The 23,449-nt window shown below is 71.1% G+C and carries 20 protein-coding genes and 1 pseudogene; 8 read left to right on the plus strand and 13 right to left on the minus strand.

Annotated features, from left to right (window positions below; translation table 11 throughout):
• Nucleotides 1–192: 192 nt before the first annotated feature.
• Complete coding sequence (locus ACFYP5_RS28775; protein WP_389041452.1) at nt 193–1,077, minus strand: sigma-70 family RNA polymerase sigma factor; 885 nt, start codon at nt 1,075–1,077, stop codon at nt 193–195.
• Nucleotides 1,078–1,174: 97 nt separating this feature from the next.
• On the opposite strand from ACFYP5_RS28775, the gene ACFYP5_RS28780 reads away from it, so the two are divergent.
• Complete coding sequence (locus tag ACFYP5_RS28780) at nt 1,175–1,945, plus strand: SDR family oxidoreductase (RefSeq protein ID WP_389041454.1); 771 nt, start codon at nt 1,175–1,177, stop codon at nt 1,943–1,945.
• Between the two features lie 335 nt (nt 1,946–2,280).
• Entirely contained in the window at nt 2,281–3,087 is an 807-nt protein-coding gene (locus tag ACFYP5_RS28785) for an SGNH/GDSL hydrolase family protein (RefSeq protein ID WP_389041607.1), read from the plus strand.
• A gap of 79 nt (nt 3,088–3,166) precedes the next feature.
• Here ACFYP5_RS28785 and ACFYP5_RS28790 read toward each other — a convergent pair whose 3' ends face one another.
• Nucleotides 3,167–4,549 carry a DHA2 family efflux MFS transporter permease subunit gene (locus ACFYP5_RS28790; RefSeq protein WP_389041456.1) on the minus strand — a complete coding sequence of 461 codons (1,383 nt, stop codon included), beginning with the start codon at nt 4,547–4,549 and terminating at the stop codon, nt 3,167–3,169.
• Nucleotides 4,550–4,715: 166 nt separating this feature from the next.
• On the opposite strand from ACFYP5_RS28790, the gene ACFYP5_RS28795 reads away from it, so the two are divergent.
• The 3 genes from ACFYP5_RS28795 to ACFYP5_RS28805 all read left to right on the plus strand — a co-directional run bounded on the left by ACFYP5_RS28795 (nt 4,716) and on the right by ACFYP5_RS28805 (nt 8,115).
• Complete coding sequence (locus ACFYP5_RS28795; RefSeq protein WP_389041609.1) at nt 4,716–5,264, plus strand: winged helix-turn-helix transcriptional regulator; 549 nt, start codon at nt 4,716–4,718, stop codon at nt 5,262–5,264.
• A gap of 106 nt (nt 5,265–5,370) precedes the next feature.
• Nucleotides 5,371–7,224, plus strand: a complete 1,854-nt coding sequence (locus ACFYP5_RS28800; RefSeq protein WP_389041458.1) for a S9 family peptidase — start codon at nt 5,371–5,373, stop codon at nt 7,222–7,224.
• Nucleotides 7,225–7,305: 81 nt separating this feature from the next.
• Complete coding sequence (locus tag ACFYP5_RS28805) at nt 7,306–8,115, plus strand: SURF1 family protein (RefSeq protein WP_389041460.1); 810 nt, start codon at nt 7,306–7,308, stop codon at nt 8,113–8,115.
• 241 nt (nt 8,116–8,356) lie between these two features.
• On the opposite strand, the gene ACFYP5_RS28810 is transcribed toward ACFYP5_RS28805, so the two are convergent.
• The 7 genes from ACFYP5_RS28810 to ACFYP5_RS28840 all read right to left on the minus strand — a co-directional run bounded on the left by ACFYP5_RS28810 (nt 8,357) and on the right by ACFYP5_RS28840 (nt 14,958).
• Nucleotides 8,357–9,694 (minus strand): hypothetical protein, encoded by a 1,338-nt coding sequence (locus tag ACFYP5_RS28810; protein WP_389041462.1) that lies wholly within the window; start codon nt 9,692–9,694, stop codon nt 8,357–8,359.
• Nucleotides 9,691–10,353, minus strand: coding sequence for a SigE family RNA polymerase sigma factor (locus ACFYP5_RS28815; protein WP_389041464.1), 663 nt, complete (start codon nt 10,351–10,353; stop codon nt 9,691–9,693). The genes ACFYP5_RS28810 and ACFYP5_RS28815 overlap by 4 nt, the downstream gene beginning before the upstream one ends.
• Nucleotides 10,354–10,645: 292 nt before the next feature.
• The gene (locus tag ACFYP5_RS28820) at nt 10,646–11,710 is read right to left on the minus strand and encodes an aspartate-semialdehyde dehydrogenase (RefSeq protein ID WP_389041467.1); all 1,065 of its coding nucleotides are present in this window, start codon (nt 11,708–11,710) and stop codon (nt 10,646–10,648) included.
• On the minus strand, nt 11,707–12,978 hold the full coding sequence (locus tag ACFYP5_RS28825; protein WP_389041469.1) for an aspartate kinase: 1,272 nt from the start codon (nt 12,976–12,978) through the stop codon (nt 11,707–11,709). Before ACFYP5_RS28825 ends, ACFYP5_RS28820 begins: the two co-directional genes overlap by 4 nt.
• 219 nt (nt 12,979–13,197) lie before the next feature.
• A complete protein-coding gene (locus ACFYP5_RS28830) occupies nt 13,198–13,857 on the minus strand; it encodes a DUF5063 domain-containing protein (protein ID WP_389041471.1) in 660 nt (219 codons plus the stop codon).
• Nucleotides 13,858–13,949: 92 nt separating this feature from the next.
• Nucleotides 13,950–14,549: a recombination mediator RecR gene (gene recR, locus ACFYP5_RS28835; RefSeq protein ID WP_030929396.1), complete on the minus strand. Its 600-nt coding sequence runs from the start codon at nt 14,547–14,549 to the stop codon at nt 13,950–13,952.
• Between the two features lie 73 nt (nt 14,550–14,622).
• Nucleotides 14,623–14,958 carry a YbaB/EbfC family nucleoid-associated protein gene (locus ACFYP5_RS28840; RefSeq protein WP_389041611.1) on the minus strand — a complete coding sequence of 112 codons (336 nt, stop codon included), beginning with the start codon at nt 14,956–14,958 and terminating at the stop codon, nt 14,623–14,625.
• A gap of 366 nt (nt 14,959–15,324) precedes the next feature.
• On the opposite strand from ACFYP5_RS28840, the gene ACFYP5_RS28845 reads away from it, so the two are divergent.
• Nucleotides 15,325–16,134 carry an SLATT domain-containing protein gene (locus ACFYP5_RS28845; protein ID WP_389041473.1) on the plus strand — a complete coding sequence of 270 codons (810 nt, stop codon included), beginning with the start codon at nt 15,325–15,327 and terminating at the stop codon, nt 16,132–16,134.
• A gap of 66 nt (nt 16,135–16,200) precedes the next feature.
• On the opposite strand, the gene ACFYP5_RS28850 is transcribed toward ACFYP5_RS28845, so the two are convergent.
• From ACFYP5_RS28850 to ACFYP5_RS28860, 3 genes are all read right to left on the minus strand, one after another.
• On the minus strand, nt 16,201–16,851 hold the full coding sequence (locus tag ACFYP5_RS28850) for a hypothetical protein (RefSeq protein ID WP_389041475.1): 651 nt from the start codon (nt 16,849–16,851) through the stop codon (nt 16,201–16,203).
• Nucleotides 16,852–16,983: 132 nt separating this feature from the next.
• Nucleotides 16,984–17,715, minus strand: coding sequence for a GntR family transcriptional regulator (locus ACFYP5_RS28855; RefSeq protein ID WP_389041477.1), 732 nt, complete (start codon nt 17,713–17,715; stop codon nt 16,984–16,986).
• Nucleotides 17,716–17,827: 112 nt separating this feature from the next.
• Nucleotides 17,828–19,210 carry an aspartate aminotransferase family protein gene (locus ACFYP5_RS28860; RefSeq protein WP_389041479.1) on the minus strand — a complete coding sequence of 461 codons (1,383 nt, stop codon included), beginning with the start codon at nt 19,208–19,210 and terminating at the stop codon, nt 17,828–17,830.
• A 177-nt stretch (nt 19,211–19,387) separates the two neighbouring features.
• On the opposite strand from ACFYP5_RS28860, the gene ACFYP5_RS28865 reads away from it, so the two are divergent.
• Together ACFYP5_RS28865 and ACFYP5_RS28870 are read left to right on the plus strand one after the other, a co-directional pair.
• Complete coding sequence (locus tag ACFYP5_RS28865; protein WP_389041481.1) at nt 19,388–21,241, plus strand: serine/threonine-protein kinase; 1,854 nt, start codon at nt 19,388–19,390, stop codon at nt 21,239–21,241.
• 215 nt (nt 21,242–21,456) lie between these two features.
• Nucleotides 21,457–21,720, plus strand: a pseudogene (locus tag ACFYP5_RS28870) (Ig-like domain repeat protein); the annotation flags it as partial.
• A gap of 96 nt (nt 21,721–21,816) precedes the next feature.
• Here the strand turns inward: ACFYP5_RS28870 and ACFYP5_RS28875 are convergent.
• Complete coding sequence (locus ACFYP5_RS28875; RefSeq protein ID WP_389041613.1) at nt 21,817–23,268, minus strand: helix-turn-helix domain-containing protein; 1,452 nt, start codon at nt 23,266–23,268, stop codon at nt 21,817–21,819.
• Between the last annotated feature and the right edge of the window lie 181 nt (nt 23,269–23,449).

Raw genomic sequence — 23,449 nt, forward strand, 5'->3', positions numbered from 1 at the left:
GTCATGACGCGGCCGGACGGAAGCGGCGCGGCGCGTCTGCCGCCTCGGGCGCGGACGCGGGGGCATTGCGGGTGTCCCTCGGCGCCGTCCTCGCCGAGGGATATCGCGTACATCTTCACCTTCGACAGTTCGACAGCTGGAACCAACGCACTGCGCAGGGATCTTTCCGCGAGCGGTGTCACCGGCGACGCCTCAGTGGTCGAGGACTGTCAGGTCGAGCTTGTGCAGCCGTTCGGGATCGGACAGTACGTCGATGGCGACGGTCCTCCCGTCCGTGACGGTGAAGGCCATGACGGACAGCGGCCTTCCATGGGCGACGACCACGACTCCGGCAGCCCCGTTGATGAGCGCCGGTCGTGCGAACGGCGACAGTTGCCCGAATGTGAGCGCCTGGCCTGCCACGGTTCGTGCGCCGTGGAGCACGGCCGTGTGGCGGGCGCCCGCCACGCCGCCGTCGGACCGCAGCACGACATCGGGGTCGAGTACGGCGACGAGCGCGTCCAAGTCTCCGTCGCGAGCTGCGGCGAAGAACGCGTCGACGGCCTCGCGTTGGCGGGTGGGATCAGGGTCGGGAACCGGGGCTCCTCCCCGCACCCGGCGGCGGGCGCGGCTCGCGAGTTGTCTGGTCGCGGCCGGGGTCTTCTCGATCAACGAGGCGATCTCGTCGAAGGGCACGGCGAACATGTCGTGCAGGACGAACGCGAGCCGCTCGGCCGGGGTCAGCGACTCCAGCACCACCAGCATCGCCAGTCCGACCGAGTCGGCCAGCAGCGCCTCCTGCTCCGGATCGATCCCGTCCTCGTGGCTGATGACCGGGTCGGGCATACGTATGTCGAGAGGCTCCTCGCGCCGTTGCTCACGCGCACGCAGCATGTTCAGACAGACCCGTGCCACCACCGTGGTCAGCCATCCGGCAAGGTTCTCGACGCCACCGGTCCCGGCGCGATCGAGGCGCAGCCAGGTTTCCTGAACGGCGTCGTCGGCCTCGCTGAGCGAGCCGAGCATCCGGTAGCCGACCGCTCGCAGACGGGACCGGTGCTCCTCGAAACGCTCCATCAGCAATGCGCTTTCGTCCACGTGTCACATTCCTTCGTCGCGGCGGGTCGATGCAGTGGAACCACGCAACCTCGACTGATCCAACCGGGAGATCGGCTCCCGTACGAACGAATTGGAGATGACCGTGACGACCTCACCCATCCTGGTCACCGGTGGTACGGGCACCTTGGGAGGCCACGTCGTCCCGCTCCTGCGGCAGGCCGGCCGCGACATACGTGTCCTCAGCCGGCACGGCCGCGAGTCCGGGGACGGCATCGAGTACGTGGCCGCCGACCTGCTCGGGGTCGAGGGGGTGGAGCCCGCGATGGACGGGGTCGAGACCGTGCTGCACCTCGCGGGCGGCCCCAAGGGCGATGACGAGGCGACCCTCAATCTGGTGCGGGCCGCGTCGCGGGCCGGGGTGCGGCATCTGGTGTACATCTCGGTGATCGGGGCGGACAAGGTGCCGCTGGGCTGGTTCCGGACCAAGCTGGGCGCCGAGCGCGCCGTGGCCGACTCCGGCCTGGAGTGGACGACGCTGCGTGCCGCCCAGTTCCATGAGCTGACCCTCGACGTGGTGGCGAAGATGGCGAAGCTTCCGGTGGTCCCGTGCCCGGGCGGACTCCGGTTCCAGCCGGTCGACTCGCGCGAGGTGGCGGCCCGGATCGTGGAACTGACCCTCGGCAGGCCCGCCGGGCTGGTGCCCGACCTGGCGGGGCCGAAGGTGTACGGGATGGCCGATCTGGCCCGCGGATATCTGCGGGCGCGCGGCAAGCACCGGTTGATGATGCCGGTGCGCATGCCGGGAAAGGCCGGGCGCGCGTACCGGGCCGGCGAGAACCTGTCTCTCGAGGGGGCTGTCGTGGGGCAGCGGACCTGGGAGCAGTTCCTGGCGGAGCGGGTGGGTTAGTACTCCGACGAGGGTTCTCCGTCACTGCCGGCCGCCGCCCACCCCCGGTCGGGTCCGGCCCGGATGCGGAGGGCCGGGTCGGGCCTCCGGCCGGGCGGCGGGACGCCGCCGCCTCCTCCACGCCGCACGGAACGTTGGCGGCACACCGCACCAGCCTGTATTTCAGGGGTAGTTGGAGGTTTATCTACGCGCGGAGCTATGCCTACCGAACGATCATTCGGGCATATCCGGCGACTTCCTGCACGGCTATTACCGGCCGGTACCCACAGCTGCTAGAAACGTGCTCGCTCACTCAACCCCCCACCCACCCCCCACACTTCGGAGGGCTGACAGTGATGTCAGTACGGAGATTATGGGCGTCCGCATCCACTCTGGTCCTCGCAGCCTCGGCCGCACTGGGCATTGCCCAGCCGGCCTCGGCAGCCTCCGCGGCCGCCGCCGGCGGGTACGTCGCTCTCGGCGACTCCTACTCGTCCGGCGTCGGCTCGGGAAGCTACCTCTCCGACAGCGGTGACTGCCATCGGAGCACCAAGGCCTACCCCTACCTCTGGGCCACCCAGAACTCACCGTCCTCGTTCGCCTTCGTGGCCTGTTCGGGGGCTACGACGGGTTCGGTGGCGAGCAGCCAGCTGGGCGCGCTGAGTGCCTCCACCACCTTGGTCAGCGTCACGGCCGGCGGCAACGACGTCGGCTTTGCCGATGTCATGGAGGACTGCGTTCTGTACAGCGAGGCCACCTGCCTGAGCAGCGTGAACACGGCCGTCTCGCAGATGCGGAACACACTGCCGTCCGGCCTCGGTTCGCTCTACGGCTCCATCCGGTCACGCGCCTCACAGGCCCATGTGGTGGTGCTGGGCTACCCGCGCTTCTACCAGCTGAGCGGGGACTGCATCGCCGGTCTCTCCGAGACCGAGCGCTCCGCCATCAACAACGCGTCCGACGTACTGAACGGCGTCATCGCCCAGCAGGCGGCCGCTGCCGGATTCACATTCTCCAGCGTGGTCGACGAGTTCACGGGGCACGAGCTGTGCTCCGGCAGTCCGTGGCTCAACAGCGTGACCGTCCCCGTCTACGAGTCGTACCACCCCAAGTCCGCAGGGCAGTCGGGAGGCTATCTGCCCGCCTTCCGCTCGGTCGCGTAAGTCGCTCGCACACGGCCCTGCTGGAGATGGCGGTCCACCGGCATGTCACCGGTGTGGACCGCCATCTCCCTGTGACGTGTCAGCCGCGGCCTGCGGCGCCCGGCCGGGGCAGTACGAGGGCCGCCGCCGCGGCCAGTACGGCGGTGGCGGCCGCCGCCCACCAGCCGTGCCGGAACGCGTCGAGCGCCTCGGCCGGGCCGTCGGGAGCCGCGAGCAGCGTGACCATCAGGGCGACGCCGAGGACCGAACCGGTCTGGCGGGCCATCGTGGTGACGGCCGATCCGGTCGCGAACCGGGTGGGCGGCAGGGCCGCCGCGGCCGCACCGACCAGGGTGGGCAGAGCGAAGCCGACGCCGATGCCGGTGATCAGCATGCCGGGCAGGAGTCCGGCCGCGTAGTGCGGGGCCGTATCGAGCGCGACGGCCCACCAGCCGAGGCCCACGGCGAACAGCAGACAGCCGAACGCCGCCGTGCGGCCCGCGCCGAAGCAGCGGACCACGGGTCCCGATGTGACGGCGAGCACCGGTACGACCAGGGGCCCGGGAGCGATGGCCAGTCCGGTACGGATCGCCGAGTAGCCCCAGACCTGCTGGCACCAGAGCACCGACGTCAGCAGCATCGCTGCGAACGCGACGGAGAAGAGCAGCGCAGCGAGGGTCGCCGCCGCGAAAGCGGGGGTGCGCAGCATGGGCAGTTCGACGATCGGGGCGCTGTGCCGGGCCGAGCGCAGCCAGAACGCCCCGGAGAGGACGACCGCCGCGACGAGCGAGCCGATCACCCCCGGCGAACTCCAGCCCCACGCGTCCGCCTTGACCAGGCCGAGCGCGAGTGCGCCGATGGCGAGGGTGAGCAGCGCGGCGCCGACCAGGTCCGGCAGCCGCCCGTCGCGGTCCGGGCGGGCATCGGGCAGCAGCCGGGCCCCGGCCACCAGGCCGACCGCACCGACCGGCACGTTGACGAGGAACACCCAGCGCCAGTCGGCCTCCACGAGCAGCCCGCCGATCACGGGACCCAGACCGGCGGCGATGCCTCCGATCGCCGCCCAGCTGCGGATGGCCTGCGGCCGGCGCTCCGGCGCGGTGTTGACCAGCAGCAGGGCCAGCGAGGTGGGCATCAGGGCGGCGGCTCCGGCCGCCTGCAGGGCACGGGCGGCGACCAGCCAGCCGACCCCGGGAGCGACGGCACACAGCACGGAGGCCACGGTGAAGGCCGCCAGGCCGAGGAGGAAGCCGCGCCGGTGACCGTACCGGTCCGCGAGCCGGCCTGCGACGACGAGCAGCGCGGCGAAGACGATCGCGTACGCGTTGAGCACCCAGGACAGCGAGGCGAGCGAGCTGCCGTCGAAGGTGTCACCGAGGGCGGGGACGGCCACATTGACGATGAACAGGTCGAGGTTCACGACGAAGACCCCGGCCGAGACGATCCAGGCCGTCGCACGTGATCCAGTGGATGGACTCTTCACGGACCCCTTCGCCGAGCCGTTCGCGGGCCTGCTCGCCATGGGCGGCCCAGGCTCCGCGGGCGGCCCCGGGTCGGCCGCGTCCGCAAGTGAGTTTGATTTTCCAACTGTCATGACGGCAAGGTAGCGCCAGTAAGTTTGAGATGGCAACCTTGTAGGGGTGAGTGCAATGAATGGTTCCGGCAGCCGTATCGACATCGGCGCACTGCCCGGCCGCCCGTGTTCCGCCGCCGCCGCCCTGCAGGTGGTGGGCGAGAAGTGGACGCTGCTCGCGGTGCGCGAGATCTTCTTCGGCAATCACCGGTTCGAGGCGATCGCCCGGAACACCGGTGCCCCCCGGGACCGGCTCGCGGCCCGGCTGCGGTCACTGGAACACGCCGGGGTGGTCGGGCGGCGCCTGTACAACGAACGGCCGCCGCGCCACGAGTACCACCTGACCGACGCGGGCCGGGACCTCGCTCCGGTGATCCGGGCCCTGCTGGACTGGGGCGACCGCTGGGTGCACGAGGAGCCGCCGATCGTCATGGTCCATGAGCCGGTGGCCACCACGGACACGGGGAGCCGTGCCGAGGGTGACGACGCACACGGGCACGACCTGGACACCGCGTGGATCTGCCGCACCTGTGGCGAGGAGGTCGCAAGGGGCACCCTCACCGTCGACGTCCGTTCCCCCGGCTGGGACCGGGCCGGCCCCGCATCCGCACCGGCGACAACCTGACAGACCGCCAGCCGGGCCGCGTGCGCGATGCCGCTTCCCCGGCCGGCCGGGGAGTTGTCCACAGGCTGCGGACGATGCGAGCCGAGTGTCCGGCCCCCGGCGCAGAATGGGGGGCATGACTGAGATCACTGGCTCGACGACCGATTCCGTTCCGGCGCAGACGACCGATTCCGTTCCGGAGTGGGAGCAGCGCTTCCGGGCGCCCCGGGTGTCGTTGCCCGACTGGGCGGAGGACGCGCCGGACCGTGCGCTGTTCGTCTCCAACGCGACGGGGACGTACGAGCTGTACGCGTGGGACCGGTCGACCGGGGAACAGCGACAGGTCACCGACCGGCCGAACGGGACGACGGACGGGATACTGACGCCGGACGGCGAGACGATCTGGTGGTTCGACGACACCGACGGCGACGAGTTCGGGGTGTGGATGCGCCAGCCGTTCCACGGCGGCGGGAGCGGAGAGGCGGCGGACGAGCCCGCGGCTCCGGGGCTCGAACCCTCGTACCCGGCGGGGCTCGCGATCGGGCGGGACGGCACGGCTGTGGTCGGCCGGTCGACCGATGAGGACGGGACGACGATCCATGTCGTACGCCCCGGGGCTCCGCCCGTCGAGATCTACCGGCACCGCGAGTCGGCGGGCGTCGGGGACCTGTCGCACGACGGGACGCTGATCGCCCTGGAGCACACCGAGCACGGCGACGCGATGCATTCGGCGCTGCGCGTGGTGCGGCCGGACGGGACAACGGTCGCCGAGCTCGACGACACCGAGGGCGGTACGAAGGAGCTGGGCCTGTCGGTGCTGGGCTTCGCGCCGGTGGCCGGCGACACCCGGCTCCTGGTCGGGCATCAGCGGCGGGGCCGCTGGGAGCCGATGATCTGGGACCCGGTGGCGGGGACGGAGACGGCTCTTGCGATCGATTTGCCCGGTGATGTGGGCGCCGAGTGGTATCCGGACGGCTCCGCGCTGCTGATCGAGCACGACTTCGAGGCCCGCAGCGACCTGTGGCGGTACGAGCCGGGGGCCGAAAGCGCCCCGGTTCGGGTGGAGACACCTGCCGGATCGGTGTCGGGTGCCACGGCCCGCCCGGACGGCACCGTGGAGTACCTGTGGTCGTCCGCCGCCCAGCCTCCCGCCGTGCGGTCCACGACGGGTGCGGTGGTGCTCGACCCGCCGGGTGCGAAGGCTCCGGCATCCGTGCCGGTGGAGGACGTGTGGGTGGACGGACCCGGCGGCCGGATCCACGCGCTCGTGCAGCGGCCCGCGGCCCCGGCCGAGGGTCCGTTTCCGACCGTCTTCGAGATCCACGGCGGTCCGACCTGGCACGACAGCGACGCCTTCGCATCCGGGCCCGCTGCCTGGGTGGACCATGGCTACGCGGTCGTCCGCGTCAACTACCGCGGCTCGACGGGGTACGGGCGGGCCTGGACGGACGCGCTCAAGCACCGGGTCGGCCTGATCGAGCTCGAGGACATCGCGGCGGTCCGGGAGTGGGCGGTGAAGTCCGGGCTGGCGGACCCCGCGAAACTCGTCCTGGCCGGGGGCTCGTGGGGCGGCTACCTGACGCTGCTCGGCCTCGGTACGCAGCCGGAGGAATGGGCGCTGGGTCTGGCCGCGGTCCCGGTCGGGGACTACGTCACGGCGTACCACGACGAGATGGAGGCACTGAAGGCGATGGACCGCACGCTGCTGGGCGGCACGCCGGAGGAGGTGCCGGAGCGGTTCGAGGCGTCGTCCCCGCTGACGTACGTCGACGCCGTGCGGGCGCCGGTCTACATCTCGGCGGGGGTCAACGACCCGCGCTGCCCGATCCGCCAGGTCGAGAACTATGTGGACCGGCTGAAGGCCCGGAAGGCGGTGCACGAGGTCTACCGGTACGACGCGGGGCATGGCTCGCTCGTCGTCGAGGAGCGCATCAAGCAGGTACGGCTGGAGCTGGACTTCGCCCGGCGCCACCTCGGATAGCGGGCGCCCGGGCCACCGGGGGTGGTGACGTCGGCGGCACCCCGCTCCGGGGTTCCGGAGCGGGGACCGTACCGTGGAGGGGTGTACCGGTTCCTGCTGACCCCGCGATGGTGGGGGATCAACCTCTTCGCCGTACTGGCCATCCCGCTCTGCGTCTTCATGGGCACCTGGCAGCTCGGCCGCTTCGAGGACCGCGTGCAGTCGCACGAGCAGGCCGCGAAGCAGCCGGCCCCGGGGGCAAGAGTGGCAAAACCTCTCGATGATCTGCTGCCGGTCGACACGGTGACGTCCGGCCGCCCGGCCACAGCCACCGGCCGGTACGCCGACCAGTTCCTGGTGCCCGGCCGCGAGTTGAACGACAAGAGCGGCTTCTACGTCCTGAACATGCTGCGCACCGACGGCGGCAAGGCCCTGCCGGTGGTACGCGGCTGGCTGCCCGGCAGGGCCGGGCACACCCCGGTGCCCGCCGCGCCGACCGGCGAGGTCACGGTGACCGGCGACCTCCAGGCGTCCGAGAACACGGGCACCGACGGCGTCGACACGGCGGGAGGCCTCCCCGACGGGCAGCTCGGCATGATCAGCGCCGCGTCCCTCGTCAACCTCGTGCCGTACGACGTGTACGACGCATGGGTGACGCTGCAGGACACCGACAGCAGCGGCGACGCCCAGGCCGGCACGCTGCGCCCCGTACCGGCCGTGGCACCGCAGGGCAGCGGTCTCGACCTGAAGGCGTTCCAGAACCTCGGCTACACCGGCGAGTGGTTCGTCTTCGCCGCCTTCGTGCTCTTCATGTGGTTCCGGCTGGTCCGCCGCGAGGCGGAGGCCGCGCGGGACGTGAAGCTGGGCCTCGTGCCCGACACGGACACGGACACGGGTACGCGCACGGCCTGAGCCGTCCCGGCGTACGCACATACATGAGGGGGCCCGCCGTTCGAACCGGCGGGCCCCCTCACGTATACGTCATGGTGCTAAGGCTGTCCCGCAATCCCTGGCGGGCGCACGACGAGAGCTACGGCACCTCGCTGCGTTGTCGGAACGCCCGCATACGTCCAGCACGAGGACACCCCTCCGCCTTGCGACGCACCGCATCCGACGCCGCGCGCCGATCCACCAGGGATTACGGGACAGCCCTTTAGGCCGTCGGTGCGAGCACGCCCGTCCGGTAGATCGTGCCCGCGCAGGCGTTGGGGATCTTCGCCTCCGCGACCGGCGCCCCGGGCTCCGGTGTGTGCGTCACAGCGACACTGCCGTCGAGCGTCGTGCCGCCGTCCTCGCTGCCGAGCTGCACTTCCGCCTGCGAGTTGCCGTCACCGCTGCCGTCGGAGGTGCCCGCAGCGCCGTCGGTCGGGGTCGGGGTCGGCGACCCGCCGGAGGTCGGGCAGGTGTCCTTCGGGACCCAGGCGAACTGCACCTCGTACGTCATGGCCGGCTTCAGCAGCACCGTGCCCGCCTCCTGCGACGGGTCGGGCAGTCCGGCCGCCGCGTCGCCCGCGGTGTGCTGCACGACGTCGATCTTGGCCGGGTCGGCCGCGCCCATCGCCTGGAAGCCCACGGTGCCGCTGGTGGTCACCGAACAGTCCTTGCCGGAGACGTTGGAGATCCGGAAGCTGCCGTACACCGTGCCGTCGGCACCCGCCGCACCCGTATCGGCCGAGGCGACGCCGAGCTGGCCCGGGTCGCAGACCGGCATCGAGGCCGCCGTGCTGTCGGCGGGGCCCGCACCGCCGACAGCCGCGTTGCCGTCGGCGCCCTGACCACGGGTGTCCGAGGAGCTGCTGGCGCTGTTCGGGTGGCCGTTGCCGCCGGTGCTCTGTCCGTCGGCCGCGCCGCCACCGGCCTTCTCACCGGCTGCCGAGCCGGTGTCGGAGCCGCTGCCGCCCTGTGCCTGCTCGCCGTGCCCGGCGATGGCCGGGTTGGCGGTGCTCGAGCCGTCGGAGTTGGCGACGTGGACGAACGCGGGGATCGCGGTGCCGATCAGCAGCACCGCCGCCGCCGCTCCGACGACCGCCTGCCGCTTCCTGGCGCGCCGGGCGGGGACGGCGCGCTTCAGATGGTCGAGGGTGCCGTCGCCGGGTTCGAGGCCCTCGACAGCGCCCCGCAGCATACGGCGCAGGACGACCTCGTCCAGGTCAGAACCTGAGTCGTCGAAGTCGCCGGAACCACCGGAGCCGCCGGAGCCGCCACCGGCACCCCGGCCCGATCCCGCACCCGGGCCCGCGCCCGAAACCGCGCCGAAGAGCGCCGTCAGGCCGGCGAGCCGTTCCGTCTCGGCGGTGTCGTGTGCCCCGCCCTGCGATTCCGGCACTCCCTCGGCGGACACGGCATCCGTGTCCGGGTTCCCGTCCGAGTTCACGTTCGGCGCGTTCGACGCGTTCTCCGGCCCGTGGTTCACAATTCCGTTTCCAGTCCGGTCGATCTCGAGCTCGTGCGTGCGTTCCTGCGCGGGGTCCTTGTGCTCGCGCCGACTCATGCCTGAGCCTCCATCACGGCACGCAGCGCCGCGATACCGCGGGAGCCGTACGCCTTGACCGACCCCAGGGAAATACCCAGCGTCTCGGCCACCTGGGCCTCGGTCATGTCCGCGAAATATCGCAGCACCAGCACCTCTCGCTGGCGCCGTTGCAGCCCCCGCATCGCTTTGATCAGCGCGTCCCGCTCCAGCTGGTCGTACGCACCCTCCTCGGCGCTCGCCATGTCGGGCATCGGCTTGGAGAGCAGCTTCAGCCCGAGGATGCGGCGGCGCAGCGCGGATCGCGACAGGTTGACGACCGTCTGGCGCAGATACGCGAGTGTCTTCTCCGGCTCACGTACCCGGTTCCGCGCCGAGTGCACGCGGATGAACGCCTCCTGCACCACGTCCTCACACGACGCGGTGTCGTCCAGCAGCAGGGCCGCGAGGCCGAGCAGCGAACGGTAGTGGGCGCGGTAGGTCTCGGTGAGATGGTCGACCGTGGTACCGGCTGCCACGGCCTCCTCAGCACCCCCGCGCTGCGACGGCAACTGGGCCGGGCGCGCGGCGGGCATGGGCGCAATCACCGGCATACCGCCGGGTGCGCGGGGCCGCCGGAGCGGACGCACGGAAGCGCCTCGCAACGGGCCCACCACTGTGATGTCGAGAACCTCTGCCACGCCAGTTGGACACGCGTCCCCCCGTCAGGGTTGTACGCGTGCGGCTCCGCGTTTGACGCTGTGCGACATGCCCTCATACGTACCTGCTCTTCCACAAATGCCCCGTTTTCGCGCCCCACCACTCGCGAAGTGACGGCATAGACGCGCGCTGCCCGACCACTGGTTCCAACGGGCCGAAAGGTCATCGTCGGACACCGCAACACCCCAGCTCAAGAGGTTCAGACCAGCAACTTGCTCACAGGGGCTTCACAGAGAGTACAAAACAGGTTCGATCGTGAACCGTCGGGCCGGATCAGGCACGAGGAAACTCGGCAGCCACGGACTCGGCGATCTGCGCCACGTTCAGCGCCGCCCCCTTGCGGAGGTTGTCGCCGCATACGAACAGCTCCAGGGCACGTGGATCGTCCAGCGCCCGCCGCACCCGCCCCACCCAGGTCGGGTCGGTGCCCACGACATCGGACGGCGTCGGGAAGTCGCCGGAGGCCGGGCTGTCGAACAGGACCACACCGGGTGCGGTCGCCAGGATCTCGTGCGCCCGGTCGACCTCGACCTCGTTCTCGAAGCGCGCGTGCACGGACATCGAGTGCGTCGCGACGACGGGTACGTACACACAGGTCGCCGCCACCGGCAGGTCCGGCAGGTCCAGGATCTTGCGGCACTCGTCGCGGATCGCCAGCTCCTCGGACGACCAGCCGTCCCCGGCCTCCGTTCCGACCCAGGGCACGACGTTGAGGGCCACCGGAGCGGCGAAGGGCGAGTCCTCGGTCTCCCCGACGGCCCGGCGCACGTCTCCGGGCTTGGTGCCCAGTTCCGTACCCGCGACCATCGACAGCTGCTCGCGCAGCGCCGCGACGCCCTCCCGGCCCGCTCCGCTCACCGCCTGGTACGAGGAGACGACGAGCTCCCGCAACCCGAACTCGGCGTGCAGCGCGCCGACCGCGACGATCAGCGACGCCGTGGTGCAGTTGGGGCTGGCCACGATGCCCCGGGGCCTCATCCGTACGGCGTGGGGGTTGATCTCCGGCACGACCAGCGGCACGTCCGCGTCCAGCCGGAACGCCGCCGAGTCGTCGACGACGACCGCGCCCTTGGCCGCGGCGATCGGCGCCCAGCGCGCGGACACGTCGTCGGGCACCAGGAAGAGGGCGACGTCCACGCCGTCGAGCGCGTCCTCGGTGAGTTCGAGGACTTCGGTCTCCTCACCGCGTACGACCAGCTTGCGGCCGGCCGAACGCGGCGAGGCGATCAGCGACACTTCGCCCCAGACGTCCGCGTGCTGCGAAAGGATCTGGAGCATGACGCCGCCGATCGCCCCGGTCGCTCCGACGACCGCGAGCGAAGGGCGGCGAGGTGTCATCGGCCGGTGCCCCCGTACACGACGGCCTCGTCGGAGTCGCTGTCCAGGCCGAAGGCCGTGTGCACGGCGCGCACGGCCTCGATGACGTCGTCGGCGCGGGTGACCACCGAGATGCGGATCTCGGACGTCGAGATCAACTCGATGTTCACGCCGGCGTCGGACAGCGCCTCGAAGAAGGACGCGGTGACCCCGGGGTTGGTCTTCATACCGGCGCCGACCAGGGAGATCTTCGCGATCTGGTCGTCGTAGCGCAGCGACTCGAAACCGATCGTGCCGCGGTTGCGCTCCAGGGCGTCGATGGCCTTGCGGCCCTCGGCCTTCGGCAGCGTGAACGAGATGTCGGTCAGACCGGTCGCCGCGGCGGAGACGTTCTGCACCACCATGTCGATGTTGACTTCCGCGTTCGCGATGGTGCGGAAGATCGCGGCGGCCTCGCCCGGCTTGTCGGGCACGCCGACAACGGTGACCTTGGCCTCGGAGACGTCATGGGCGACTCCGGAGATGATCGCGTGCTCCACCTTCTGGTCCCCTTGCGGCTCGTTGCTGACCCAGGTGCCACGCAGTCCGGAGAAGGACGAGCGGACGTGGATCGGGATGTTGTAGCGGCGTGCGTACTCCACGCACCGGTGCAGCAGCACCTTGGAGCCGGACGCGGCCAGCTCCAGCATGTCCTCGAAGGAGATCCAGTCGATCTTCCGGGCCTTCTTCACGACCCGCGGGTCGGCGGTGAAGACACCGTCCACATCGGTGTAGATCTCACAGACCTCGGCGTCCAGCGCGGCGGCCAGCGCGACGGCGGTGGTGTCGGACCCGCCGCGGCCGAGGGTGGTGATGTTCTTGCCCTCCTGGCTCACCCCCTGGAACCCGGCGACGATGGCGATGTTGCCCTCGTCGATCGAGGTCCGGATACGGCCCGGCGTGACATCGATGATGCGCGCTTTGTTGTGGACCGAGTCGGTGATGACGCCGGCCTGGCTGCCCGTGAACGACTGGGCCTCGTGGCCCAGGTTTTTGATCGCCATCGCCAGCAGGGCCATGGAGATCCGCTCTCCTGCGGTCAGCAGCATGTCGAACTCCCGCCCGGCAGGCATCGGTGACACCTGCTCGGCGAGATCGATCAACTCGTCCGTCGTGTCGCCCATCGCGGACACCACGACAACCACCTGGTTGCCGTTCTTCTTGGCATCGACGACTCGCTTGGCGACGCGCTTGATGCCTTCGGCATCGGCTACGGAGGAGCCTCCGTACTTCTGCACGACAAGGCCCACGTGCGCTCCTCGCTCATTCCATTGCTTCGGTCCGCTCAGTTTAACGAGCAGTCCGGAAACGCCTCGTCGATATCACATCGTGAGATGTCCCGCTCACCACGTGATCTCGACGTGCCGCTCCGAACTGCTCGTACCGGGCTGCTTCCCGGCGCACCGGAATCCACTCCTGTATGTGCCCCACTCCACACGCCGGGCCGTCCGCCCGGTGCGGCCGGGCGACTACTTCACCGGGCGCAGGCCCAGCGGTCCCGCGATCTCCTCCGCCATGACCCGGCCCGCCTCCTCGGCCAGGTCGTCCTCGCCCGCGTCCTGGTCCGTGTCCAGCCCGTCGAGCTCCTGGAGGGGCTGGTTCAGGCGGATGTGGGCGACCAGGGACTGGATGGCACGCAGGGTCGCGGAGGCGGTGGAACCCCAGTTGGAGAAGTACGAGAACTGCCACCACCACAGCGCCTCGGTCGTACGGTCCGCCTCGTAGTGGGCCAGGCCGTGGCGCAGGTCCGTCACCAGGTCGGCAAGGCCGTCGGAGATGCGGTACGCGACCGGGGCCTTGCGGGGCTCGTACGGGTCGAAGACCTCGGAGTACACGTCGATCGGCTCGAGGAGGATCGCGAAGCGCTCGCGCAGACCGTCCGCGTCCGGTTCGGCGCCCAGGTCCGGCTCGTAGCGCTCGTCCGGGACGATGTCCTCGTACGCGCCGAGGCGGCCCCCCGCCAGCAGCAGCTGGGAGACCTGGAGCAGCAGGATCGGGACGGCCTGCTCCGGCTCGTCGACCTTGGACACCTCGGTCACGGCGACGATGAACGACTTGATCTGGTCCGCGATCTGGACGGCGAAGTCGTCCGGATCCTGCGTGACGGAGTTCAGCGTGGCGTCAGACATCGAGGGGACCTCCCGTGGGCACGGTCACGAACGGTGAGTAGAACATAGCGCCGCTGAACGTAAAACCGACGTGAGACGTGGTGGTAGGGGTGCTACACATCGAGCAGCCGCCTCCCCTCGAACGCGCGGCCCAGGGTGACCTCGTCCGCGTACTCGAGGTCGCCGCCCACCGGCAGCCCGCTGGCCAGCCGCGTCACCCGCAGACCCATCGGCTTGATCATCCGCGCCAGATACGTCGCGGTGGCCTCGCCCTCCAGGTTGGGGTCGGTGGCCAGGATCAGTTCCGTGACGGACCCGTCGGCGAGCCTCGCCAGCAGCTCACGGATGCGCAGATCGTCCGGACCGACGCCCTCGATCGGGCTGATCGCCCCGCCGAGGACGTGGTAACGGCCGCGGAACTCACGGGTCCGCTCGATCGCCACGACGTCCTTCGGCTCCTCGACCACACAGATGACCGTCCGGTCGCGACGCGCGTCGCGGCAGATCCCGCACTGCTCCTCCTGCGCGACATTGCCGCACACCGAGCAGAACCGGACCTTGTCCTTGACCTCCAGGAGGGCATGGGCGAGACGGCGTACGTCGGTGGGCTCGGCCTGCAGGATGTGGAAAGCGATCCGCTGCGCGCTCTTGGGACCGACGCCGGGCAGCCTGCCCAGTTCGTCGATGAGGTCCTGGACCACGCCTTCGTACAACGGAACGCCTTCCTGAGGTGAGACCCGCGGCTGTCGCCGTCGTGGTACGTACGGTAGTTGGTGTGCTGACGGATCAGAAGGGCAGACCGGGCATGCCGCCCAGCCCCTGGGCCAGCGGGCCCAGCTTCTGCTGCTGAAGCTGCTGCGCGTTCTCGTTCGCCGCCTGGACGGCGGCGACGACGAGGTCGGCGAGCGTCTCGGCATCCTCGGGGTCGACGGCCGCGGGGTCGATGACCAGACCGCGGAGCTCGCCGGAACCGGTCACGGTCGCCTTCACCAGACCGCCGCCCGCCTGCCCCTCGACCTCGGTCCTCGACAGCTCCTCCTGGGCCTCGGCGAGGTCCTGCTGCATCTTCTGGGCCTGCTGCAGCAGCTGCTGCATATTGGGCTGACCACCACCGGGAATCACGGTCACTCCTGGCATTTCGACGACAAATGTTTTCGGTAAGCCGAGCCTACGTGTTCCCCGGACACCACGCCCCACCCACTGGCGAGCAACTCTTTCGGGTGAGATCCCGTCAACGACAGCGACTCCTATACCTGATCACAGGCCCTACCCACCCAGAAATACCGCGATTTCGACCCCACGCCCCACCATTCGGCGGTAGGAAGGGCATGCGTATCAGTACGCATACGTGCACCGCCCGTCACGCAGGGTTACGTAAGCGGGACAGGTCGGCCACGTCGAAAGTCCGCGAAAGTCCGCCCGCCGTCGAGTGCACGCGTCGAAGTACGCGTTGGTACGTCGATACGCAGAGTGCAGAGGAGTGCCCCGGTGAGCCAGCCGGAGATGCAGCCCGAGGGGGCGCCCCGCAACGAGCCCGGTGCGCAGGGTTCGGCCGTTCCGCCGGGTTCGGGCCCGGAGACGAGCCCGGGCCCGGCTCCGGGTTCCGGTGCGCGGGGCGGGGATCTGACCGGGCGGCCGTTCCCGCTCGGCGACTGGGGTGAACCCGCGGAACGCCTCGACGAGCTGTACCGCTACGTCGAGGCCGACGCGCTGCGCACCGCCGGCTGGTACCTGGCCGACCGCGTGTGGAAGCGGCGCGGCGCCCGGGCGCTGCGGATCGGCACGGCGGCCGGGGTGGTCGCGGGTGCCGCGCTGCCGCTCCTCGATCTGACGGGGGCACTGGACGGCGCGGCCGGCTGGGGCTATCTGTCGCTGTTGCTGGGCGCCGCGTGCATGGCCTGCGATCGGTTCTTCGGCCTGACCTCCGGCTGGATAAGGAACCTCGCCACGGCCCAGGCCGTGCAGCGACGACTCCAGGTGCTGCAGTTCGACTGGGCGTCGGAGTGCGTACGGGAGGTGCTCGGACCGGCCGAGGGAACGGCGAGCGAGGCGGCGGAGCGGTGCCTCGGGGTGCTGCGACGGTTCTCGGAGGACATCACGGAGCTCGTGCGGTCCGAGACCGCGGACTGGATGGTCGAGTTCCGGGCCGGGCCGGCGCCGATGGGGATGCAGGCGCTGGTGTCCGGCAGCGGGGTCGGGGGGCGTACGGAGCACTGGGCGCCGCCGGGGCGGTTCCCGCTCCAGTCGATGACCCGTCCGAACATGCCGCGGCAGCGGCCCCCGGAGCCGCCGCGCTGATCGGTGACCGGCGATCGGTGGCTCCGGGCGGGCTGGTGGTTCCGGGACGGGGGCCCGGCCGTCGCGTCAGCTGAAGATGATCATTGAGCCTTGGGCGAGACTACGGGTCACCGCCGCGTGCAGGCCCAGCCAGACGTGCCGTTCCCGGGCGAACGGACTGTCGTCGTACGGAATCGGGCCCGCCGGCTCCTCCAGGGAGGTCGGTGCGGCGGGCGGTGCGGGGGCGGCCGGCGGGTTCGCCGGGTCGATGCCGATGGAGGGGGCGACGAACTCCAGCTCGCGCAGCAGCCCGTGTGCCGAGCCCAGCGGGCCGCCGCCCTCCAGCAGCTCGTCGTTGGTGAGCGGGGAGGGGAAGTCCACGGGGACGTACGCCCCCGCGTGGTCGTAGTGCCAGACCAGATGGGACTGCTGCGCGGCCGGCTCGAACATCTCCAGCAGCTGCTCGTAGTCCCCGCCCAGTTCGTCGACGGGTGTCACGGCGAGGCCGCTCAGCTGGAGCAGATAGGCGCGGCGCAGGAAGTGCAGGGCGTCGTAGTCGAAGCCCGCCACGGGGGCCACGTCGCCGGTCAGGCCCGGCATGTAGGCGTAGACGGGTACGGCCGGCAGTCCGGCATCGCCCAGCGCCTTGTCGTAGATGGCTATCTCTTCGGCGAACGGATTGTCGGGGCTGTGGCACAGCACATCGACGAGGGGGACCAGCCACAGGTCACAGGCCACGAAGTCTCGCTCTCCAACGGTTCCCGCAAGGGTGCGTGCGATGGTCGGGACAGCGTAATGCGATCGGCACGTTGCGCACAGTGGTCCCTCACGACCGGCTCGGGAATACCTTGCCGACGGGGCTGGTCGCCCCTACGGCGCCTTCGGCTTCCCGCCGTGTCCCGGGTGCGCCGGGTCGCCGGCCGCGAGCCGGTCCGCCCACATCAGCGCGTGGGCGTTGTAGTCGTCGATCGCCGCACGAACCGCGTCGTGCTCGCCCAGCGTGATGGCCGCGACCAGGGCGGGATGGCCGTTCCAGAGCCAGTCCCGCACGTCCACGTCGCTGCGCAGGTACGGCACGGCGAACACCCAGCACTGGACGCGCAGCCGGTGCAGGAAGTCGGTGATGTACGGGTTGCCGACGAGCGCGCCGAGCTCCCGCCAGAAGCGCAGGTCGTAGCCGATCAGGATGTCGAGGTCGCCGCCGCGCGCCGCCCGCGCGGCCTCATCGGCTCTGCGCCGCACCGAGACCAGGGACTCCCGGTACTTCGCCGCCCGCGCGCGCGAGGGCGGGGGTCCGGCGAAGATGTCGCGGATGACCCCGTCCATGACCAGGGTGCGGGCCTCGACCATCGCCCGGTAGTCGGCCACGGTGAACTCGTGCACCCGGAATCCGCGGTGCTGATCGGATTCGAGCAGGCCCTGCGCCGAGAGGTCGAAGAGCGCCTCGCGCACGGGCGTCGCGGAGACCCCGTACTGTTCGGCGATCTCCTTGACGGTGAACTCCCGCCCCTGCTGCATACGCCCGGCGAGCACCTCGTCACGCAGCGCGTCCGCGATCTGCTGCCGCAACGTACTGCGGGTCACAGTTCCGCCCGCGCCCATGGCGACCCTCCCTCTTCGGCTGCGGCCACCTTAAGCCAGGGCCGGTGTGCCCGGTTCCGGGCAGAGGGAGGGGCGCCGTACGGGATGCGTACGGATGTGTCGGCCGGATGCGTCAGACGGTGTGCTCGTCCGCGACCGACAGGGCCACGTCCAGTGCCGCCAGCCCCTCCTTGGCCTCGGCCTCCGTGACGTTGCAGGCCGGAACGGCGTGGGTGCGGTTCATGTTGATGAAGGGCCACAGGCCGTTCTTCTTGCACGCAGCGCCGAAGGCCGCCATCGGAGCGTTGGCCTCGCCCGACGCGTTGTACGGGACGAGGGGCTCGCGGGTCTCCCTGTCACGGACCAGTTCCAGCGCCCAGAACGCGCCGAGGCCGCGCACCTCGCCGACCGACGGGTGGCGCTCGGCGAGCTCGCGCAGGCCGGGACCGAGGACCGTCTCGCCGATGTGGGCCGCGTGCTCGACGACCTTCTCGTCCTCCATCACACCGATGGTGGCGACGGCGGCGGCGCAGGCCAGCGGGTGACCGGAATAGGTGAGTCCGCCGGGGTAGGGGCGGGTCTCGAAGGTGGCGGCGATCTCGGCGGAGACGGCGACGCCGCCGAGCGGCACATAACCCGAGTTGACGCCCTTGGCGAAGGTCATCAGGTCGGGCGTGACGTCGAAGTGCTCGGCGGCGAACCACTTGCCGGTGCGCCCGAATCCGGCCATCACCTCGTCGAGGACGAAGACGATGCCGTACCGGTCGCAGATCTCGCGGACACCGGCGAGGTAGCCGGGCGGCGGCGTCATGATCCCGGCCGTGCCGGGGATCGTCTCCAGGATGATCGCGGCGATGGTGGCGGGTCCCTCGAAGGCGAGGGTGTCCTCGAGGTGCTGGAGGGCGCGGGCGCACTCCTCGGCCTCGGTCTCGGCGTAGAACGGCGAGCGGTACAGGAACGGGGCCCAGAACCGGACGACGCCCGCCGAACCGTTGTCGGACGGCCAGCGGCGCGGGTCACCGGTCAGGTTGATGGCCGTCGAGGTGGCGCCGTGGTACGAGCGGTAGGCGGAGAGCACCTTCGTACGGCCGGTGTGCAATCGGGCCATCCGGACGGCGTTCTCGACGGCCTCGGCACCGCCGTTGGTGAAGAAGATCTTGTCCAGGTCGCCGGGGGTCCGCTCGGCGATGAGACGTGCGGCCTCGGAGCGGGCGTCGATCGCGAACGCGGGGGCGAAGGTGGCGAGCTTGCCCGCCTGCTCCTGGATCGCGGCGACGACGGTGGGGTGCTGGTACCCGATGTTGGTGAAGACGAGGCCGCTGGTGAAGTCCAGGTAGCGGTTGCCGTCGTAGTCCCAGAAGTACGCCCCCTCGGCGCCGGCGACGGCGAGCGGGTCGATCAGGCCCTGGGCGGACCAGGAGTGGAACACGTGGGCACGATCGGCGGCCTTCACGGCCGCACCGGCCGCGGAGTCGACCTGCGGAGCGTGGGATCCATGGGAGGCATGAGGGGTCATGCGGCGAGCGTAGGTCGTGCGGTGAGCGGCTCGACATGGCCATCTTGTATGGCGTGGGGCGGTTTGGTGGGCAGGGTGTCGGGTCGGCGGCTCGCGGTGTCCCGGCCCGGCCTTCCGCCGGACGCTATTCTCTGCCGCATCGGCGGCGTGTCGCCGGAGGGGGAAGGACTGCACACCATGGACAAGCTCGGCTCCGGGGATCCGCAACGCATCGGCGCATACCGCCTGCTGGGGCGGCTGGGCGCGGGCGGCATGGGGCAGGTCTACCTGGCCCGCTCCGACCGCGGCCGTACGGTCGCGATCAAGCTGGTACGCCGGGAGCTCGCCGAACAGCAGGAGTTCCGCGACCGCTTCCGTCAGGAGGTGCGGGCCGCCCGCCGGGTCGGGTCGGCCTGGACGGCCCCCGTGCTCGACGCCGACACCGAGGCCGCGGTGCCGTGGGTCGCGACCGGGTACGTCGCCGGACCTTCCCTCCAGGCCACCGTCTCCGGGCGTGCGGGCGTCCCGGCACCCCCTGGCCCCGGGGCGTACGGTCCGCTGCCCGAGCGTTCGGTCCGCATCCTGGGCGCCGGGCTGGCCCACGCACTCCGGTCCATCCACTCCGCCGACCTCATTCACCGGGACCTGAAGCCGTCCAACATCCTGCTGACGATCGACGGTCCGCGGGTCATCGACTTCGGCATAGCCCGGGCGCTCGACACGGTCACCGACGGGGGCCTCACCCGCACCGGCTCGCTGGTCGGATCGCCCGGCTTCATGGCGCCGGAGCAGGTGCGGGGCGAGCGGGTGACCGCGGCATGCGATGTGTTCTGCCTCGGCTCGGTGCTGGCGTACGCGTCGACGGGCCGGCTTCCGTTCAGTGGGGCGGACAACGAGGTCCATGCCCTCCTCTTCCGGATCGCGCAGGAGGAACCGGACCTGACCGGTGTCCCGGCGGACCTGGTCGGCCTCGTCCGGGACTGCCTCCGCAAGGACCCGGCCGACCGGCCGACCACGGGCGCCATCCTGGAGCGGCTGGTGGAGGGCGATACGGCCGAACCGTGGCTGCCGGGCGCGCTGATCGCCCAACTGGGCCGTCATGCGGTGGAGTTGCTGGACTCGGAGGACCCGGAGGAGTCGGCGGGGGCCGCTGAGCCGCAGGACGCGGTGCCACCCGCGGGCGATCCCCAGCCTCCGCCGGCCCAGGCGCCCGGCGCAGTCCACGCGCTCCCCACGGTGATCGGCGCCCAGCCCCCGGCCCCGGGCCCGGTTCCCGGTTTCGGACCGCCGCCCGGGCCCCTGCCGCCCGGACAGCCCGCCCCCGGGTACGGCTACCCGCAGCTGCCTGCACAACCGCACGCCGGCCAGGGCTACGGCTATCCGCAGCAGCACCCCGGCTTCGGCCCCACGCCCCCGTACGGCCCGCTCCACCCCATCGTCCCGCCCGGCGCGCAGCCTGCGCCGACGCGACGCAGCACGGGGTCGACCATCGCGCTCGTCGCGGTCGCGGTGCTCGTCGCGATCGGTGCCGGCGGCTCGGTGTACGCGCTCATGAGCGACGACGGCAAGGAGCCCGCCGCGTCGCCCACCACATCCCCCTCCGCCTCCTCCGGCCCGTCGGACTCCGCCACCCCCGACGACTCCCCGTCCTCCACCGGCCCGTCCCCCGGCGACGAGTCGAAGAACGGCGACGGCCCCATCCCCGAGGCCTACCTCGGCACCTGGTCCGGCACCATCGACAACGCCGCGGGCCACTCCACCCGTGAACTCGTCATCCAGCAGGGCAAGGTGGGCCAGGCCGTCCTCACCCTCACCGCGGAGGGCCCCGTCGACAGCGGTGGCACCTACCGCTGTGTCTTCCAGGCGGACCTGACCTCCGAACCCTCCCCCGACGAACCGATCCGCATCGGGCCCTCCACGGTGACGCTCGGCGAACCCATGTCGTCCTGCACCCCGGGCAAGGCCACCACACTCACCCTGCTCCCCGACGGCACTCTGCGCCGCGAGAACACGGAGACCGGCGAGCAACTCACGTACACGAAGGGCGGCTGACCCTCCGTCGGACCGGTCCGGCACCAGGCCGAGCGGGGCGTTGCGAGGCCGAGCGGGACGTTGCGGGGCCTGTCAGCCACCGGTCCCGCAAATGTGGGCGGCGTGTCATTGGCATGCCATAGCCTGCGATCCGGGCCGCGCCCCTCTCTCGTCTCCGGGTCCGTGCGGCCCTCTCTTACCGTGGGGGTAGACATCACTGTGCGTGCGCGCACAAACCGGTCTTCACCACGACCATGACGTACTACAAGAACCGCTCGCACAGGCTGAACCTGGAGATCTACTACCAGGGCAAGTGGTACGACGCGGGCTCGCAGTACTTCAAGCTCGGCACCAACGGCAAGTCCGCCGTGACGCTGGCCGGTACGCACGACACCGGCTACCGGATGCGCGTGCGCGCGTCGTACACCAACGGCTCGTCCGGCGACAGCATCAACTCCACCACCTACGGCGCCTGGAAGTACTTCTACTTCACGAAGTAACCGGGCGAGAGGGTCGGCTGCGGGGCCGGGCGGATGCTCGGCCCCGCAGTGCCGTCCCGTACGCATCGCGCACCACGGCCGGCTGCGGGTCGGCCGTCACACGGTTCCGGCGCCGTCCGCGACATCCAGCGCGTGGAACGCCAGCCACAAGTCGTGGCGTGCGCTCGGGGTCTGGAGCAGTGAGCGCTGAAGCACGGCTTCGAGCCGGGTGAGGCGTTTTCGGATTCCCGGTACGGAGATACCCAACGCGACTGCGGTCGGCCCGAGTTGGGCCTCGCACTTCAACCAGGTACGCAGGGTGGGCTCGGCCGCCGTGCCGGCCGCGGCGAGCGGGCGCAGCTGCTCGGCCGCCCACTGCCCGACGGCGGGACCCCGCAGGATCTCGTCGAGCGCGCCGGCCGGTACGGGCTCCGCGGGCCGGGCGGCGCGCGCGGGTACGGCCCTGATACGCAGGGCCAGGTCGAGCGCGGCCTGATCGGCGACCCGGTTGAGGTCCAGGCCGAGCAGCTCGCCGATCAACCGCAGTCGTGCGGCCAGGGTGTTGCGGTGGATCTTCAGGTGCTGCGTCGCATGCGACGAGAACGCCAGCCAGGAGGAGAGGGTCGCCGCCAGCTCCTGGCTGCCGGGGTCCTGGCTGCGTCGTGGCAGGTGTGTGAGCAGCGGTGCCAGCAAGGTGTCGGCCCACTGCGCGCCCGCCTCGCCGACGACCAGGGCCGGTTCCGGTGCCGAGCCGAACCGGGCGTGCCGCACGGGCATACCGCGCGCCACGGCCAGGGCGTGGAACGCCTGCCGGTATCCGGTCGCCGTGTCGCTCAGCGGCACGTCCTCGCTCACGCCCACGACGCAGTCGTCCACCACGGCGGCGACGTCGAGGCCGAGTCGCGGATCGGCGCCGTCCGGCCCGGCGGGCACGATGAGGATCAGGTGGCGTGCGTACACCGGGCACCGCACGATCCAGGACCGGCCGCCGGAGATGTCCGCGCACACCCGCGCCACCTCGTCCCGCCGGCCGCCCGAGCACTGCACCACACAGACCTGGACGGGGTCCGGCAGCGTGGGTTTCAGCGCGCCCGCCACCTGATGGGCGATGGAGAGCTGGCCGGTCATCAGCAGATGCAGCACCGCTTCCCGGCCGCGGGACTCGGCGAGGTCGACGCGGCGGCGCTTGCGTTCGACCGTCTCGGCCGCCCAGCACATGGTCAGGGGCATCGCCACATCCGCGAGAAGCGTGGCCAGCCCGTCCGGCAGCGGCCGGCGGGCGACGACGGCGAGGATCGGTGCGGGGGCGTCGGGAGTGCCGTCGAGAGGGAACAGCAGGGCGGTGTCCGGGCCCTTGTCGAGGGCGAAGGAGCGGCCGGGAAGAGCTGTCAGCTCCTTCACGCCCTCGGTGGCGAGCGCGAGGGCCGAGGCGCTCGTGAGGTCCGGGGTGCGGGCCACGCCGCGCAGGACGGTGCCGTCGCTGTCGAGCAGACCGGCCCAGCCGCCGGCCCGACCCGACACCCAGCGCAGCAGCTCCGGTGAGCCGCCGGCGCGGGCCAGGCGGTGCATCCGCAGCACGTCGTCGGCACGTTCCCCTGCTCGCACCGGTCCCTTGCTCCCTCCTCGTCCCGCACTCCGCAGAAAAGCGGAGTGCAGCGTACCGGTTTGACTGTGCGAACTGATACCCCTGTAACCCCCACACAGTGCGAATTGAATCTCCCTGCTGTCTACCCGCGGTCCTAGAGTCCGA

The sequence above is a fragment of the Streptomyces sp. NPDC005262 genome, from assembly GCF_042872425.1.
In the GTDB taxonomy this organism is placed as follows: Bacteria; Actinomycetota; Actinomycetes; order Streptomycetales; family Streptomycetaceae; genus Streptomyces.

What these genes read in the sequence shown, in the direction of transcription:
- ACFYP5_RS28800 (WP_389041458.1), top strand. Translation starts at nt 5,371, where the DNA reads ATGGGGGGCATGACTGAGATCACTGGCTCGACGACCGATTCCGTTCCG.
- ACFYP5_RS28810 (WP_389041462.1), bottom strand. Translation starts at nt 9,694, where the DNA reads ATGAGTCGGCGCGAGCACAAGGACCCCGCGCAGGAACGCACGCACGAG.
- ACFYP5_RS28780 (WP_389041454.1), top strand. Translation starts at nt 1,175, where the DNA reads ATGACCGTGACGACCTCACCCATCCTGGTCACCGGTGGTACGGGCACC.
- ACFYP5_RS28820 (WP_389041467.1), bottom strand. Translation starts at nt 11,710, where the DNA reads ATGACACCTCGCCGCCCTTCGCTCGCGGTCGTCGGAGCGACCGGGGCG.
- ACFYP5_RS28795 (WP_389041609.1), top strand. Translation starts at nt 4,716, where the DNA reads ATGAATGGTTCCGGCAGCCGTATCGACATCGGCGCACTGCCCGGCCGC.
- ACFYP5_RS28830 (WP_389041471.1), bottom strand. Translation starts at nt 13,857, where the DNA reads ATGTCTGACGCCACGCTGAACTCCGTCACGCAGGATCCGGACGACTTC.
- ACFYP5_RS28865 (WP_389041481.1), top strand. Translation starts at nt 19,388, where the DNA reads ATGGACAAGCTCGGCTCCGGGGATCCGCAACGCATCGGCGCATACCGC.
- ACFYP5_RS28855 (WP_389041477.1), bottom strand. Translation starts at nt 17,715, where the DNA reads ATGGGCGCGGGCGGAACTGTGACCCGCAGTACGTTGCGGCAGCAGATC.
- ACFYP5_RS28875 (WP_389041613.1), bottom strand. Translation starts at nt 23,268, where the DNA reads ATGCACCGCCTGGCCCGCGCCGGCGGCTCACCGGAGCTGCTGCGCTGG.
- ACFYP5_RS28860 (WP_389041479.1), bottom strand. Translation starts at nt 19,210, where the DNA reads ATGACCCCTCATGCCTCCCATGGATCCCACGCTCCGCAGGTCGACTCC.
- ACFYP5_RS28785 (WP_389041607.1), top strand. Translation starts at nt 2,281, where the DNA reads ATGTCAGTACGGAGATTATGGGCGTCCGCATCCACTCTGGTCCTCGCA.